The following is a 15,687-nucleotide window of genomic DNA, read 5'->3' as shown; positions in this document are numbered from 1 at the left end:
TCAGGACTTGGGTCATGGTTCTATCATAACTTCCGCATTCCTCCCGACACTGACCCTACGGGTACAGTGCGGGGCTCCTGCGATTTCTAGCTGACCCTTTCTACCTCCCAACCGACCTGGAAACCTAGAAGTGGAGATCCCAAACGGGGAAAAACCCCACCAGCAGCTCCACGATCACCAAAGCCGGTAGCAAGTTGGCCACCCGCAGGCGGGCCAGGCCGAGCAGGTTGAGGCCAATGCCCAAGATCAGGATCCCACCGGTGGCCTCCAAGGCGGCGATCAGGTCTGGGCGCAACAGAGGCTGCAACTGCCGCGCCAACAAAGCCACTCCCCCCTGAACCAGGAGCACCGGCACCGCAGAAAATAGGGTGCCCCAGCCAAGGCTGGCGGTGAAGGCGAGGGTGGCGATCCCGTCCAAAGCGGCTTTCACCAACAACAGCGAGGGATCCCCCAATCCATCCTGGATGGATCCCAGCAGGGTCATGGGGCCGACCACAAACAGGATGCTGGTGGTGACGAAGGCACGGGTAATCGGGTTGGGGCCCAGCCAACGGCTTACCTGCTTTTCCAGGGCCTGGCCAATCCGCTCAAAAGCAGCCTCGATGTCAATCCACTCCCCCAGCACAGCTCCTGACATCAGAGCAACCAAAACCGTTACCGCTTGGGCGGCACTGCCGAGGGTGAGGGCCATTTGGATCCCTAAGACCAGCACCAGGGATCCCATGGCTTGCAAAAGGGTTTGGCTCATTCGCTGGGGCAGGCGGCTACCTACTCCCCAACCAAGGCCGCTCCCCGCCAAGATGGCGAGGGTATTGACGAGAGTGCCGGTGCCGGGAGGAGCCATAGACTTTTTAGCGCCCAGACTTTCCACTCTCAGTTTCCGATAAAGACCTGTCCCAAGCCTGCGCGGAAGCACCTATGCAGATTCAGCTATTCCCGCTGCCAATCCTGGCTATACTGAGGACACGCCTACCTGATCAGATGGGGGCTTTCACTCCACGAAGACATCCGATGAGCTTTTGGAAGGGCCTGTTCGGGGCAGCAGGGGCCGCTTCGACGAAAGAGTTGGCGCAAAAAACGACGGCCAAAGCTGGTCATGTTGCCGCGCAGCGCAGTCGCGACCGTCAGGAAGTGGTGGCGGTACAGGGCGAGTCCATCCTGTTCAGCTTGGATCCCAACTTGGATCTGTACGAGCTGGAGGAGCTCTGCGATGCGGTGGGATGGTCGCGTCGTCCCATTCCCAAGGTGAGAAAAGCCCTGCAGCACAGCTTTTTGGTGGTGTCGATGTGGCAGCAGCGGGGCAGCTATCGTCGCCTCATCGGCTTTGCCCGGGCAACGTCCGACCACGCCTTCAATGCCACCATTTGGGACGTGGTGGTTCATCCCGATTTCCAGGGCAAGGGTCTGGGCAAGCGGCTGATGGAAAAGGTGATCCAAGAGCTGCGCGCCCAAGACATCAGCAACATCACCCTTTTTGCCGATCAAGGGGTGGTCAGCTTTTACGAGCGGCTGGGCTTCACCCCCGACCCCGAGGGGATCAAAGGCATGTTCTGGTATCCCCGCTAGCGTATGGCTCCTCTGGTGATTTTGCCCGGTTATCTGGCGGGCGCGTCGGAGTATGAGCCCTTGCGTCAAGAGCTGGAAGCCCGCGGCTATGCGGCACGGGTGGTGCCGTTACGGGTGCGCAGTTGGTTTCCCACGCTGGGGGGAAGGCCCGTCACTCCCATCCTGTGGGCGCTGCGAGAGGCCATCCAAAAGACCTGCGCTGAGTTTGGGGTTGACCGGGTTAACCTGGTGGCCCACTCCGCCGGCGGCTGGATTGCCCGCATCTACCTGGGATCCGTGCCTTACGGGGGACAGGTGTGGCAGGGGCGGGAGCACGTCGCTACGCTGATCAGCCTGGGATCCCCTCACATCAGCCGGGAGCGCTGGACGAAGCGCAATTTGGACTTTGTCAACACCCACTATCCGGGGGCCTTTTGGCCCGAGGTGAACTATGTGTGCGTGGCGGGCAGAGCCATTCAGGGGCGGCGCTTGGGCCTGGGATCCCTGTGGCGACAGGAGGATTATCTGGCTTGGCTGGCCTACAACAGCTATTGGCTCACGGCTGGACAGGGGGAATTGTGGGGCGATGGCATTATCCCCATCGAGGCTGCCCACTTGCAGGGGGCTGTCAATCTCACCCTGCCCGACTGTTACCATTCCGGTCGGGGTGGACGGCGCTGGTATGGATCCCCCGAGGTGGTGGAAACCTGGGCTCGGTATTTGGCTTAGGGCCTGCCTTTAGCTGCTGGGCTCGCTCGGGTCGGCAAGGGAAGTCTCGGGCAAAGGGGCGGCGGATTGGCGGCGTTCCTGCTGGCGTCGGGCGGCTTTCACCATCTCCTCGACCACAGCCCGCGCCTGCTTCATGCGATCCAAACTACTCCGATAGAGCTCCAGATCCTTTTTCACCCGCTCTGCCGAAAAGGGCAGCTTGCCCACCACATCCTCCAAAAAGCGGCGGGTGCGCTCTTCCGCTTCTTTGTAAAGGGACTTGGCCACGGCTTCATAGGCTGTATAAAGGCCAACAGCCAAGACCCGGCTGTAGGCATAGGGCGGCTGAGTCATGCGCTCCAAAATGGCTTTCAACCCGCCCACATCTTCCGCCTCTGGCTTGAGGCAAAGGAGATCCAGTCTCTGACGGGGATCCCCGCTGCGCATCAACTCCAGCAGATCGCGGGCATTCTTGCGCAACACCTCCGGCTTGAGGTGCAAAGCCTTACAGAGGGCGTTGAAAATGGCTTCTCGCTGTTCGGGGGGTTGGTAGGCTTCCATCAGCCCGTCGTAGAGGGTGACCATCCCCAAGGCAAAAAACGGATCGTAGATGAAGGTGCTGTTGACGGTGGTCAGGTGCAGCTCGACCAACAACTCCTCCACCACCCGGCGATAGACGGCGTTGATCGGGCGAGGGTAGGCGCTGAAAAAGGCCGCTTTGGTGGCGGAGAGGGTGCGAACAGGATTCACAGGCAGACAAAAAAAGGTGAGCTTGAGGACGGCTTTCTCTGTTCTATTCTCGCCTGTGGTGACCCTGAGGGCAAGCGACGACCAATACAGCCGCATCTTGGCTCCGCTATGGTGAATAGATGGGTGGGAAGATGGGTTGAGGGAGGCGATGGCAACAACAGACGTGACGGTGGTGGTGAAGATCGGCACCTCTAGCCTGACAGATACTCAGACCGGCTCGTTGCGTCTTTCCGTATTGGGGCCGCTGGTGGAGGTGCTGACTCACCTGCGCCGGCAGGGATACGCGGTGATCTTGGTCTCCTCCGGGGCGGTGGGGGTGGGTTGTGCTCGCCTTGGCTGGCGGCAACGACCGACGGCTATTGCCGAGAAGCAGGCGGTGGCTGCGGTGGGACAGGGGCGGCTGATCCGCCTTTACGATGACCTCTTCTCGGCTCTGAACCAGCCGATTGCCCAAGTGCTGCTCACCCGTGGCGATCTGGTGGAGCGCAACCGCTACGTGAACGCCAATCGCACTTTTGCCCAACTGCTGCAGATGGGGGTTATTCCCATCGTCAACGAAAACGACACGGTGGCGGTGGAAGAGTTGAAGTTTGGTGACAACGACTCGCTTTCGGCGTTGGTGGCCAGCATGGTGCAGGCCAAGTGGCTCATCCTGCTCACCGATGTGGACAAGCTCTATTCGGCTGACCCCAACCGAGATCCTTCCGCTGAGCCCATCGAGCGGGTGTTGCCCGGGATCCCCCTACAGGTGAAGGCCGAAGCCCAGGGGAAAAGCGGCTGGGGCACCGGCGGCATGGCCACCAAGCTGACCGCTGCTCAAATTGCTACAGCCGCAGGGGTAACGGTGGTGATTACCAATGGCAAACGGCCTGAGCAAATTCCGGCCATTCTGGCCGGCGAGGCCATCGGCACCCGCTTTGATCCGGCTCCCCAGCCCGCCAGCGCCCGCAAGCGATGGATTGCCTACGGCCTCATCCCCGAGGGATCCCTGACGTTGGATGAGGGGGCGGTACGAGCGGTGTGCCAGCAGGGGCGCTCGCTGCTGCCGGCAGGGATCACAGCCATTTCTGGAGAGTTTGAGGCGGGGGCTGCCGTGCGCCTGTGCGATCCCAGCGGCCAGGAGGTGGCGCGGGGCCTGGTGAACTACAGCGCCGAGGAGCTGCGGCAGATTAAGGGCAAAAAAACCGCCGAGATTCCCCGCATCCTGGGCTACGAAGGGGTTGATACTGCCGTCCACCGGGATAACTTGGCCTTGCTCAATTGAGGCCATGGGTGAGGCCATGGGGGCGAGTCCAGGCGCGGTGCTCTGCACCACTAGCACGAATGGCTACAACGGCGGGATCCCAACGCCTATTCTTCCAACTGCCAGGGATCCTGAGCCAGCACCTCATCGAAAACCCGCGGGGGGCGCACGGCCATCAGCACCTGGCCCAACAGGGGAGAGGAGGGCGAGTCTTCTATCCACTCCACCGCCAGGGATCCGGCCCGATCCACCAGGAAAAATCCCGCCATCTGAGCTCCCTCCCAAACCCGAGCGGCGCGATCGACCACCAGCAAGACCGGATCCTGCTCTTCGCCGGCAGGCACCGGCAAGCCCAATAGGGATCCCAAAAGCCGGTTTTCCACCTGGAGGATCACCGGATCCCCGGCCTTTTGAATCACCGGCCAAGCGGGCAAGGCCATCCAAGTTTGCTCCGTCGGGCTGTTGACCCAGCCAAAGGGCCCTTGCGGCTCGCTGGAGGGGATCCCTTCCCAGGCGGCAGTTGCAAGAGGCAGGGATCCGGCCACCGGCAGCAGTCGCGGCAGATCTTCTTCCAAGCGAAACACGGACAGCTTGGGCAAAACGCTGCGTTGGGGGCGGGAGCTGGTGGCAATCGTGGACAAGAGCTGCTCCACCTGTCGGCGGGCTGTATCACTGTGGACATACTGAAACGCTCGACCGATAGCCCGAGTTCGCTCCTGCAGATCGCGGGTTTGCTGGGCCGTCCGCCAGGCTTGATAGGCCACCGCATCGCCGGGGTGATCCGTAAACCCTTCCGGAAGCTGTTGGAGCTGGGCATAATTTTTCACGGCGCGGGCGATCTCATGAGCATCAGCGGCATGCAAATGGCGACTGAAGATGAATTCCGCCACCCGAACCCGATCCTGTGGAGAGAGAATGCGCAACTCGTAGAGGATATCGCTACCTTTGTGGGCAAAATGCTCCAGAACTGCTGGGCTGGCTCCTGCTTTGGCTATCCCTTCGTAAACTTGGGCCGCAACAAGGATCTGGTTTTGGTGAATGGGCTCAAACCCGGTTGCCTCGAAGATGGCCTGGGGAGTCATTTTCTGTCGTTGCAAAGCTTGACAGGCCTTGGCCCAATCCAGCCACCGGCCCTCTTTGCGGCGCAGCCGCTCTACCAACAAGCTGGGATCCTCCTCCACAGCAGCAGGTTCCGGCAGATACTGACTCATGCTTGTTCTCCAACAGGCTGGACAGATCACCACTCCCCTGGTCCACAGCCCAGCAGAGCTGGCCGGGCATCTGGCCAAACTTGATCTTCAAACTTGATCTTAGGGCTGATAGCGGTTCTGGCCGAGTCCGGTCGCGACAGCGGGACGGAGTCCTTGGCGAAACTCTAGATCGCTGGGTCGCACAGCATCACCTGGGAAGGCTGTCCACTCACCGGCAAGCAGTTCAGATCCAATTGCCAAAGCTGAGACAGGTGAGATTTCTCTGCTTTGGGCACCTGCAGCCAAATCTTGCCCCTTTGGCCCACCTGCAACACCTGTGAGCCGTTAGGCACAGCTACTTGGGCCAAGGGATCCCCTTTTTCACTGTACAGCCAGAGGGAAGTGGATTGCTCGCCCTCTCGACACAGCAGCAGCACGCCCCAAGGGGCCTTGGCCATCTGGACAGGTTGCCCTTTCAAGAACCAGCGGCGCACCCGCAGCGGATTCACCTGCACCGAGTGGAGATAGGGGCAGCAACCTTGCTGGCCTTCCCTTCCCTCATCTGTTGCCGCAAAGAGCAACCGTTCTCCCAAGCTGATCACCCCCCCTTGGGGATCCAAGGGCAGGCGATAGCGAATGGGCTGGGATCCCGTCTGCAGAGACCAACCGGTCGCGACAGCGGGATGGCGTCCCTTGGGATAGGGCAAGAGGCTCATCTCCACCCACTGCTGCCCCACACCTGTCAACAAAACCAGATGCTCCGAGAGGGCCAGCAAGCGGGACAGGGATCCCTGCCAAGGCCAACGAAAATAGCACCGGGAATCGGGGAAAGGCTGTGTTCCTGTCGACGTGGCCGGCTGCCATTGTACGGCCCCCAACTCTTGGGCGGTGGCCCAGACCAGCTCCTGTCGCTCTGCCAGCCAGGTGGCCTGCCAATCCTCCTCAAAGCTGAGCAAGGTGCGGATGTGGCTGGGGCTGAGGTGCAAAAGGCTGCTTCGGGAGAAGGCCAGGGCTTCCGGGAAGGTGTTCAAGGGCAGCACCGCCCGAATTGGCTCGTCCAGGGAAAAATGGGCCAAAGCAGGGGATCCCAGGGCAAGGTTCTGGAGCTCCAGCCATTCCAGCCTCTGGGGGGTCACCCGCAACAGCAGCGGGGATCTGGAGCCGCTGGGATCCTCGCAGATGCAGAACTTTTGCTCGGCCAGGAACTCCATCCCGCCAGTGTCAACAGAGCCCAGATCCGGCAGATCCCAAACCTGTACCCCAGGGGGCGGCCATCTGGGCAGGCGAGGGCCAACCCAACAACTGGCCGGCTCTTGCCACTCTTGGGCAACCACCGCCAAAGCCGACCGCATTTGGGCAGCAGTGCGGAACCGCCGCAAGGGCAACTTGCGTAGGGCTATCTCCAGCACCTCCCGCAGCGGGGCAGGGATCCCTTCGGGACAGACAAACGGCTGGTTGAGGTGGGCGTGCATCAACTGGCTGGGGGATCCGGAAAAAGGCCGCCAGCCCGTCAGCAGCTCCAGCAGGATGATCCCCACCGCGTAGAGATCCGAGGCAGGGCTAAACTGACCGTAGAAGCGCTCGGGAGCCATGTAGGCAGGGGATCCGGTGGCGGTGATCTCGCCGGCAGCAGGCTGCAGGCGACGGGCGATGCCAAAATCCGTCAGCTTCAGTTGCCAGCCCTGGGGCGTGGGCTTGAGCAGGATGTTCTCGGGCTTGACATCGCAGTGGATCACCCCCTGCCGGTGGGCATGATCTAACCCGGCCAAAATCTGATCCACAAAGCCCAAAACCTGTTTGACCGGCAGCCACAGCCCTTGCTCCACCTGGTCGATCAGCTCCCGCAGCGTGCCTCCCTCGCAGTACTCCAACACCAGGTAGCGACCTTCGCGGGCATGTTCGAGGGCGTAGCAGCGGGTAATGTTGGGGTGGTTGAGGGTGAGCAGATGGCGCAGCTCCCGCAGCAGATTTTGGGTGGGAAAGCGCTCCGCCGGCAGCTCCTTCAGGGCCACCAGGTCTCCTCCTTGACGGGGACGGGCACAGAATACACGCCCGTACTGCCCTTGGCCGGCCAAACCCAACATTTGGTAGCTGTCGTGAATCGACTTGAGGGTACGGCTGCGTCGGGACACGGCCCTAGCCCACGAGGAATCAATACCGGCACTTTACATCTTTTTTTGCTCTTTTCGTTCCCGTCTTGGCTCAGGTTCCAGAACAACGAGCCCAGCAGCAGGTCTGCCGAACTCCCACCGGAAAGCCTAAGAGCCGGTCAACTGCTTGAGCAGCTCCGCTGCGTGGGTTTCCACCTTGACCTTGGTGATAACGGCCTCGATCTTCCCCTCCGGATCAATAACAAAAGTGGTGCGGTGAATGCCGTTGTACTCTTTGCCCATGAACTTTTTCGGCCCATAGACCCCGTAAGCCCTGGCCACCTTGGCCCCCTCATCCACCAACAGGGGGAAGGGCAGTTGCAGCTTCTGGGCAAATTTTTGGTGGGAACGGGCATCGTCGGCGCTCACCCCCAAGATGGCGATGCCGTGGGCTTGATAGTCAGCGTAGGCATCCCGAAAGCCGCAGGCTTCTTGGGTGCAGCCGGGGGTGTTGTCCCGCGGGTAAAAATAGAGCACCACCCGCTGGCCCCGCAACTGGCTCAAGCTGATGAGATTGCCCTCGGCATCGGGCAGGGTGAACTCCGGAGCCGGATCCCCAACCGCAAGGGGCATAGGTGGGATCCCTCCTCAGACCGATTTTTTGGGAGAGAGAATCATCGTGATGTTTCGCCCTTCCTTTTGGGGAGGCTGCTGCATTTCCGCCACGCCCTCCAGGTCTTTGAACAAGCGCTGCAGCAATTCTTCCCCCAGCTCGGCGTGCTGGGCCTCGCGACCGCGGAACATCACGGTGGCTTTCACCTTGTCTCCATCCCCCAAGAACTGCTGGGCGCTGCGCAGGCGGACATGGTAATCGTGCTCGCCGATGTTGTAGCGAAACTTCACTTCCTTGATCTCGGCGGTGTGTTGCTTCTTACGGGCCTCCCGTTCTTTTTTCTCCTTCTCAAACTTGAACTTGCCGTAGTCCATGATGCGGCAGACGGGCGGATCGGCCTTTTCGCTCACCAAGACCAAATCCAGATCTTTTTCTTCTGCCAGGCGCAGGGCCTCGCGCGGGCTCATGATCCCCAACTGGGTGCCGTCGGTATCGATGAGGCGGATTTTGGGGAAGCGGATGCGCTCGTTGATGGCCGGCAGCTCTGCACGCTGCTTGCGGGGGAAGCGGTCAAGTGGACGCTCTACGGTCAAGTTTTCCTCTCTCAACGAAATGAACAGCACAAAACCCATGCTAAGTAGAAGCAAGCCCCCTAGGAGCAGTGCCGACCCGTGGATTTGAACTTATCCAATCAAAGTCGGCTATCGGCCCGCAGGCTAAGGCATGCTGCACCTATACTAACCGGCATTTTCTACCTCCTTCTAGAGCTATCAAGAGTTGTCAAGGCCCGCTCACTTGGGGATCCTGCCAGATTGGGGCAACAACCGCGGTAGGATACCAAAGTGGCGATCCTGATGGGATCAAAGGTTGTTTGTCGGCCAGCAGGGAGGGCAGAAGCGGTGCAGCTCGGTTTAACGGAACGGGAACTGACAGAGTTGGCCCAAAAGTCGGTTCAGCTCATCCTCAGCCCGCGGGAAGGAGATAGCGAGGCGCTGATCCAGTACAAGTCTTCGGCGGAATTTCGAGCAGGGGTGCACCTGGCCTGTGCGGCCATGGTGTTGGTCTTGGCCGAGAACAACGAGCGCCTCGGCCAACAGTTGCTGGCCACTTTACAGAACTTACAGAAAGGATCCCCGGCCCTCGAGACACCCTCGGAGGGGACTACCGGAAGCTAGCCCAAGGATCCGCGAACGGGAGAGGAGAACGCCTTGGCCGAGGTACGCAGCGAGCGGGACTCGATGGGGGAGCGGCAACTGCCGCAGTCGGTTTATTACGGCATTCAAACCGTCCGCGCCCTAGAGAACTTTCCCATCAGCGGCCTCAAGCCCCTGCCGGAGTATGTAGAAGCCTGCGTGCTGATCAAAAAAGCGGCGGCAGAGGTCAATGGGGAGTTGGGGTGCATTCCGGCAGAGGTGGCCAAGGCGATTGTCCAAGCGGCGGATGAGATCCTCCAGGGATCCCTGCGGGATCAGTTTGTGGTGGATGTGTACCAGGCGGGGGCGGGCACCTCCCACCACATGAACGTCAACGAAGTGCTGGCCAACCGCGCTCTGGAGATCCTGGGGGAGCCCAAGGGCCGCTACGAGCGGGTCAGCCCCAACGACCATGTCAACTACGGCCAGTCCACCAACGATGTCATCCCCACCGCCATTCGTCTGGCTGCCCTGCTGCGGGTGCGACGGGATCTGCTGGGCACTCTAGACAATTTGGTGGCAGCCCTCGAGCAGAAGGCAAAAGACTTTCACGGGATCCTCAAGGCCGGTCGCACCCATTTGCAGGATGCGGTGCCAGTGCGGCTGGGGGATAGCTTCGGCGCCTACGCGGCCATCTTTGCCCAACACCGTCGGTGGATTGAGGAGGCCAGCCAGGCCCTGTGCAGCTTGGGGCTGGGGGGAAGCGCCGTCGGCACCGGCCTCAACACCCATCCCCAGTATCGGCAGCGGGTGGTGCAACGGCTGGCGGAATATACTCAGCTACCCCTGACCCCTGCCCCCCACCTGATGGCGGCGATGCAGAGCATGGCCCCCTTTGTGCATCTGTCGGGATCCCTGCGCAACTTGGCCCAAGATGGCATCAAGTTGGCCAACGACCTGCGGCTGATGGATTCCGGCCCCAAGACCGGCCTCAAGGAGATCCAACTCCCCCCGGTTCAGCCCGGCTCTTCCATCATGCCCGGAAAGTATAACCCGGTAATGGCCGAGATGCTGAACATGGTCTGCTTTCAGGTGATCGGGCTGGATACCGCCATCACCCTCTGTGCTCAGGCGGGGCAATTTGAGCTGAACGTGATGATGCCCCTCATTGCTTATGACCTCCTGCACAGCCTACAGATCCTAAACAACAGCCTGCGGGTCTTCACCGAGCGCTGCATTCAAGGCATCACCCCCCAACCGCAGCGATGCCGCGGCTACGCGGAAGGGACGCTGGCTTTGGTGACTGCTCTCAACCCCTACATCGGCTACTTACAAGCGGCAGAGGTGGCCAAGGCTTCTCTGGAAACCGGCCAGCCCATTCGACAGATTGTTTTGGAGCGCAACCTCATGACCCCAGAGCAGGTGGCGGAAGTGCTGGATCTGGAGGCGATGAGCCAAATGCAGTCCTAACCCATTCGCTACAGTGGAGGCATACTGCTCCTGCCCGGCCATGACCATTACCCCCTATCGCTGGCCCACCCAGCACGACTTGCCCGATACAGACGACACCCCCTTGGACAACGAGGATCAAGGCCGCCAATACCCCCTCCTCCGGGAGCCGCTGCTGCTGCACTGGTCGGATCGGCAAGACTTTTTTGTGGCTTGCAATATGGGCCTTTACTACGCCCTACCCCGGCAGGTCATTGTTCCAGATTTGTTTCTGGTGCTGGGGGTTCCCCGTTGGCGGGATGGCACTGCCCGCAAAAGTTATGTGGTTTGGGATGAAGGGAATATCTTGCCTATTCTCATCTTGGAGATCATCTGCAACGACCAGGGGGAAGAAAAACCCGGACAAGCCAAATTCCAGCTCTACGAAAGGCGGCTGCGGATCCCCTACTACGTCACCTTCGAGCTAGAGACCGATGAGCTGAATGTTTATCAACTCCAGGGCGGACACTATGAGCTGCTCCCCGGCTCAGGCGCTGGAGAACATCCCCCCATTCTGTTGCCCGATTTGGACTTGAGTATCGGTCGGTGGTGGGGATCCTACGAGGGGCGAGAACGCTTTTGGGTGCGCTGGTATGATAGGGCAGGGCAATTGTTGCCTACGGGAGCTGAACTAGAACGGCAGCGGGCTGAATTGGAACGGCAACGGGCAGACCTAGAACGCTCCCGAGCCGAACGACTGGCCCAGCGGCTACGGGAACTGGGAGAAGACCCTGAATTTTGATCAGCTTTTCCAGGGATCCCCAAAAAAGAAATCTCCACCTACCCCCTACACTGGAATCCTGGCATTCCAGGGGGACATGATGACCAGACAGCGACTCAGTTTGTGGACGAAGCTGGCCTATGGGGTGGGGGATCTGGGCACAGGCATGACGGCCAACATCCTCATCTTTTTCCTGCTGCCCTTTCTCACCAATACCGTTGGCATGTCGGCAGGCCTAGCCGGCAGCATCTACGCCATCACTCGCTTTTGGGATGCCATCAACGATCCCATCATCGGCATTCTCAGCGACCGCACCCGCACCCGTTGGGGCCGTCGCCGCCCCTGGCTGCTGTTTGCAGCCCTCCCCTTTGGCCTCACGTTCCTGGCCCAGTGGTGGATCCCTTTTCCCGGTCGGATTGGCCCCCTGTTTGCCTACTACCTGGCGGTGTCGCTCTTGTTCAATACCTTCTACTCTGCGGCCAATATTCCCTACGCCTCCCTGACAGCGGAGCTGACCCAGGATTACGACGAGCGCACCCAGCTCAACCAATTCCGCTTTGCCTTCTCTGTAGGGGGCAGCATGGTTGCGGTGGTTACCTTTCCGCTCTTGGTCAACTTGCTGCCGGATCGGGCTGCCGGCCACCTGCTGGCGGGAGCCTGTTTTGGAGTGATCTCGGCTGTGCCCTTGCTGATCTGCTTTTGGGGGGTGCGAGAACGGTATCCATCCCAACGGGATCCCATGCCCCTGGTTCAACAACTGCGGGTGGCCTTCAGCAACCGCCCCTACCTGTTTGTCAGCGGCATCTACCTGTGTTCTTGGCTAGCGTTTCAGTTCACAGCCACAATCATCCCTTATTTCATCGTCTTCTGGATGGGCCTGCCGGAGGTGTGGATTTCCTTGGTGGTACTGGCGGTACAGGGGATCGCAGTGCTGACGCTGTTCGGTTGGACCCAACTGAGCACCCATCTGGACAAGCGCACCATGTACCTTATCGGGGCGGGGTTTTGGCTGATCTCGCAGGCGGGCCTGTTTTTCCTCCAGCCCGGCCAGCAAGGGATCATGATTGGGCTGGCTCTGTTGGCCGGCATTGGGGTTTCTGCTACGGCCTATCTCGGCCCTTGGTCCATGTTGCCGGATGTGATCGATCTGGATGAACTACAAACCGGGGAGCGGCGGGAGGGGATCTTCTACGCTTTTATGGTCTTCTTACAAAAGGTGGGCCTGGCGCTGGGACTGTTTTTCGTGGGGCAAGCTCTGGATTGGGCCGGCTTTGTGCCTTCGGTGGCCGGAGAGGCCCTGCCCATCCAGCCGGAATCGGCTTTGTTGGCCATTCGCGTTGCCATTGGCCCCTTACCGGGAGTGGCTTTGATCGGCGGGATCTTGCTGGTGTGGTTCTACCCAATCACCCGGCAGCGTCATCAGCAGATCCTGATGGAATTGGAAGAAAGACGGCAACAATACCACCCCAGCGCCGAAAGATCTCCTTAGACCGCAAAATAGGCTACGGTTTCTAGCGGCAGAGCAACTGGCGCAATTGCGGGGGTTTTGATCTTCGGCCCAGGCTACTCCTCTCTCAGGGGCCTGCAGGATTACCTCATCAATGGCCTGAAAAAATGGCCTGAAAATCGATCACTCCTTCATCTCGCGCTGGGGGCCGAATGAAGAAAATGCCGAGACCATTGCCTGATCATCACCTTGGCCCGCAGCCTGGGAATGGATGTCACTGCCGAGGGGATCGAAACCCTACAGCAACTGCACTTAATGAGGTTGTTGAACTGCGAGTATGGCCAGGGCTATTTCTTCGCCAAACCTCTCTAGGATGCAGAGCAAATGCTGCGGTTGCAACTGGACAAGAGGTGAAGGGATCCCTGCCCTCAATCCAGGATGATGCGCAGGCCGCTACCCGAGGGAGTCACCGGTTCAGAGCTGGGCAAAATCCGCAGCCCACTGCCGGAGGGCCGGATCACTGTGTTGTCAGCATTTACGAAGAAGGTGTTGGATTGGCCGTCCCGCTCATACACCACCACGTCGTTGCGGTTGAACTGGGAGCGACAGATGATGGGGGAGTTGTCGGCAGCAGTAGCCGCACTGCAGCGGTAGCCAGGGGCGGAGACGATCCTGCCTTCTTCATCGATGGAAAAAGGAACTGCAGAGGGCAAGATTGGAGAAAAGACCGGCTGGTCGGGATTGAGGATCACCGAGCCACCTGTGCTGGGTTCTACCACGATCCCCCGCCCGTCGATGACGATCCGCTGTGCTTGGGCGGGAGAGATGGCCAGCGGCCCCAAGAGCAAAGCCAGGCTTAGGCCGAGTTGGAGGGGAAACAACAGCTTCATTGGATATCTCCTTTGGCCCAGGGCCATAACAGCTTCCAGGGATCCGCCAACGATCCTTGCAGGGGATGGATCCCTGGCTCAACTTAACTTGATCTTGACTTGATCTTGGCCCAGATGTCGGGCCGAACCCAGGGCGGAAGCCGTCACCTCTGTTGCCAAGATGGGCACTTTGCCGTCGGCTCGACTACCACAGCCCCGAGCGGCCCAACGCCAGCCCGACCACCAACATGCCCAACACCAAAAAGGGCTGCGCGCTGGCTTGGTATTTCACATCGTTGTTCAAAGGATCCCGCAGGAGGTACATATCTTGGAAGGTTATTTGGGGAATGATCAGCAGCACCAAAAGGGCCGCGTAAAGTTTTAGGCCCGCCCCCAGCAAAAACGAGGCCATGCCGAACTGGAACAGGTCGATCATCAGCACCGAGATCCAAGCGGCCCCCATCGCCCCGAACATCACCGGCAAAGAGGCCAAGCCAAACTGCCTGTCCCCTTCGATGCTTTTGAAATCGTTGACCACAGCAATCCCCAGCCCGGCCAAGCTGTAGATCAGCGTCAGGATGCAGACCGTCCAGTTTAGCTCGCCGAACAAGGCGTGGCCTGTCCACCAGGGCAGGGCGATGTAGCTGGCACCAAGGGCATAGTTGCCCAGCCAGCCGTTGCGCTTGAGCTTCAGGGGGGGCGCCGAGTAAATGTAGGCAATCAGGGCTCCCGCCAAGGCAATGCAGGTGATCACCGGGAAGTCATGGCCCGTGTACCAGTCCAGAGCGTAGGCCAAGCCCAACCCCAAGATCAGCAGCACCCAGATCTGGATAACCACCCGCTGCAGAGAAATAGCGCCGGAGGGAATGGGGCGGTAGGGCTCGTTGATGGCGTCGATCTCGCGGTCGTAGTATTCGTTCACCGTTTGGGTATAGCCCGTCATCAGGGGGCCCGCCAGGATCATGCCCACCAAAATGAGAGCCACATTCTCCCAAGTCCAGGTGAAGTGACCGGAAGATGCCGCCCCCGGAATCAGACCCCACACCAAAGGGATCCAGGTGACAGGCTTCATCAGTTGCAAGTGCAACTGCCAAATGGAGCGAGACTCCACCTCTGCTCCTTTCATGCCCAGCAGTTGACGGACACGCTGCGCATTCGACCCGCCGGTGCCAGGGGATCCCTTGCCGGGATCCGAGTCTGGGGCGGCTTCTTCTGAAGCAGCTCCTTCTGCTATGCTGGGCTCCGCAGCAAAGGCCATCTCAGCCGCCATTTCCGGCGAGGAGGGATCTTGAGGGATCTTTTCGCTCATGGTGGGATGCGCAATCAAACTGCAATAACGGGGATAACCACCCCCATTCAGAGACATCGTGACATACTCCCGCACTCATGCTGATGCAAAGCGCTCCGCGCCGCTAAAGCGAAAGAGTACGAGCTTCTCAGTGACTCCTGTTAAGGACATTTCCTGAGCTTTAAGAACGGGATGCCCCACCGCTCTGTGTTTACCATAGCAAGGGTTTCCGCCTTTCATCCTGACCCTCATGCTGATACATAGAGGGCGTCGCTTCTCGGCGGTCTAGCTGACCGGATTCCTCAAACAAGAGGAGAGGTTGACATTCTCCCCACGGCTAAAGCCAGAGGATCCGTTCTCAGCCAGCAAAACAACTCCCACTGACTGAGCTACACCGAGCATGTGGCTTATACCGCAGCACCGTGGGGGACGCCAAAGCGCTTCGCGCCGCCAAGGCGAACGCACCAGCTACTGGGATGTGGAAACACCCCAGATACTTCTACTTCACCTTCAGCTAGAAATCGCAGGAGCCCCGCACTGTACCCGTAGGGTCAGTGTCGGGAGGAATGCGGAAGTTATGATAGAACCATGACCCAAGTCCT

Annotated in this window: 16 protein-coding genes; 8 read left to right on the top strand and 8 right to left on the bottom strand. The window is 59.9% G+C overall.

From position 1 onward, the window contains the following. Positions 1-124: 124 nt before the first annotated feature. Positions 125-844 carry a DUF554 domain-containing protein gene (locus ACVWYZ_RS13585; protein WP_414374952.1) on the bottom strand — a complete coding sequence of 240 codons (720 nt, stop codon included), beginning with the start codon at positions 842-844 and terminating at the stop codon, positions 125-127. A 167-nt stretch (positions 845-1,011) separates the two neighbouring features. On the opposite strand from ACVWYZ_RS13585, the gene ACVWYZ_RS13580 reads away from it, so the two are divergent. Together ACVWYZ_RS13580 and ACVWYZ_RS13575 are read left to right on the top strand one after the other, a co-directional pair. Further along, the gene (locus tag ACVWYZ_RS13580; RefSeq protein WP_414357199.1) at positions 1,012-1,566 is read left to right on the top strand and encodes a GNAT family N-acetyltransferase; all 555 of its coding nucleotides are present in this window, start codon (positions 1,012-1,014) and stop codon (positions 1,564-1,566) included. Between the two features lie 3 nt (positions 1,567-1,569). Beyond that, positions 1,570-2,274, top strand: coding sequence for an esterase/lipase family protein (locus tag ACVWYZ_RS13575; RefSeq protein ID WP_414357197.1), 705 nt, complete (start codon positions 1,570-1,572; stop codon positions 2,272-2,274). Positions 2,275-2,283: 9 nt separating this feature from the next. Here the strand turns inward: ACVWYZ_RS13575 and psb29 are convergent, their stop codons facing one another. Beyond that, on the bottom strand, positions 2,284-3,099 hold the full coding sequence (psb29, locus tag ACVWYZ_RS13570; protein ID WP_457467355.1) for a photosystem II biogenesis protein Psp29: 816 nt from the start codon (positions 3,097-3,099) through the stop codon (positions 2,284-2,286). 52 nt (positions 3,100-3,151) lie between these two features. Here psb29 and proB point away from each other — a divergent pair, with 52 nt between their 5' ends. Beyond that, positions 3,152-4,267 (top strand): glutamate 5-kinase, encoded by a 1,116-nt coding sequence (gene proB / locus ACVWYZ_RS13565; protein ID WP_457467354.1) that lies wholly within the window; start codon positions 3,152-3,154, stop codon positions 4,265-4,267. Positions 4,268-4,353: 86 nt separating this feature from the next. Here the strand turns inward: proB and raf1 are convergent, their stop codons facing one another. From raf1 to infC, 4 genes are all read right to left on the bottom strand, one after another. Beyond that, positions 4,354-5,457 (bottom strand): RuBisCO accumulation factor 1, encoded by a 1,104-nt coding sequence (gene raf1, locus ACVWYZ_RS13560; RefSeq protein WP_457467353.1) that lies wholly within the window; start codon positions 5,455-5,457, stop codon positions 4,354-4,356. Between the two features lie 164 nt (positions 5,458-5,621). Further along, a complete protein-coding gene (locus ACVWYZ_RS13555; protein WP_457467352.1) occupies positions 5,622-7,568 on the bottom strand; it encodes a serine/threonine-protein kinase in 1,947 nt (648 codons plus the stop codon). Between the two features lie 126 nt (positions 7,569-7,694). After that, a complete protein-coding gene (gene bcp, locus ACVWYZ_RS13550; RefSeq protein WP_457467351.1) occupies positions 7,695-8,159 on the bottom strand; it encodes a thioredoxin-dependent thiol peroxidase in 465 nt (154 codons plus the stop codon). 15 nt (positions 8,160-8,174) lie between these two features. Beyond that, the gene (infC, locus tag ACVWYZ_RS13545; protein ID WP_457410967.1) at positions 8,175-8,681 is read right to left on the bottom strand and encodes a translation initiation factor IF-3; all 507 of its coding nucleotides are present in this window, start codon (positions 8,679-8,681) and stop codon (positions 8,175-8,177) included. A gap of 312 nt (positions 8,682-8,993) precedes the next feature. On the opposite strand from infC, the gene ACVWYZ_RS13540 reads away from it, so the two are divergent. The 5 genes from ACVWYZ_RS13540 (at position 8,994) to ACVWYZ_RS13520 (ending at position 13,300) form a co-directional block, all read left to right on the top strand. Continuing rightward, positions 8,994-9,314 (top strand): hypothetical protein, encoded by a 321-nt coding sequence (locus ACVWYZ_RS13540; protein ID WP_414357184.1) that lies wholly within the window; start codon positions 8,994-8,996, stop codon positions 9,312-9,314. Positions 9,315-9,347: 33 nt separating this feature from the next. Continuing rightward, positions 9,348-10,742: an aspartate ammonia-lyase gene (locus ACVWYZ_RS13535; protein ID WP_457467350.1), complete on the top strand. Its 1,395-nt coding sequence runs from the start codon at positions 9,348-9,350 to the stop codon at positions 10,740-10,742. A 40-nt stretch (positions 10,743-10,782) separates the two neighbouring features. Continuing rightward, positions 10,783-11,502 carry a Uma2 family endonuclease gene (locus tag ACVWYZ_RS13530; RefSeq protein ID WP_457467349.1) on the top strand — a complete coding sequence of 240 codons (720 nt, stop codon included), beginning with the start codon at positions 10,783-10,785 and terminating at the stop codon, positions 11,500-11,502. Positions 11,503-11,581: 79 nt separating this feature from the next. Next, the gene (locus ACVWYZ_RS13525) at positions 11,582-12,970 is read left to right on the top strand and encodes an MFS transporter (RefSeq protein ID WP_457467357.1); all 1,389 of its coding nucleotides are present in this window, start codon (positions 11,582-11,584) and stop codon (positions 12,968-12,970) included. A gap of 225 nt (positions 12,971-13,195) precedes the next feature. Next, positions 13,196-13,300: an EAL domain-containing protein gene (locus ACVWYZ_RS13520; RefSeq protein ID WP_457467356.1), complete on the top strand. Its 105-nt coding sequence runs from the start codon at positions 13,196-13,198 to the stop codon at positions 13,298-13,300. A gap of 56 nt (positions 13,301-13,356) precedes the next feature. On the opposite strand, the gene ACVWYZ_RS13515 is transcribed toward ACVWYZ_RS13520, so the two are convergent. Beyond that, positions 13,357-13,818, bottom strand: a complete 462-nt coding sequence (locus ACVWYZ_RS13515; protein ID WP_457467348.1) for a hypothetical protein — start codon at positions 13,816-13,818, stop codon at positions 13,357-13,359. Positions 13,819-14,002: 184 nt separating this feature from the next. After that, complete coding sequence (gene chlG, locus ACVWYZ_RS13510) at positions 14,003-15,106, bottom strand: chlorophyll synthase ChlG (RefSeq protein WP_457467347.1); 1,104 nt, start codon at positions 15,104-15,106, stop codon at positions 14,003-14,005. Positions 15,107-15,687 lie beyond the last annotated feature (581 nt).

Source organism: Thermostichus sp. MS-CIW-37, from assembly GCF_054060065.1.
The sequence above is the reverse complement of the archived record's forward strand: the minus strand, read 5'-3'. Positions and strand labels throughout refer to the sequence as shown.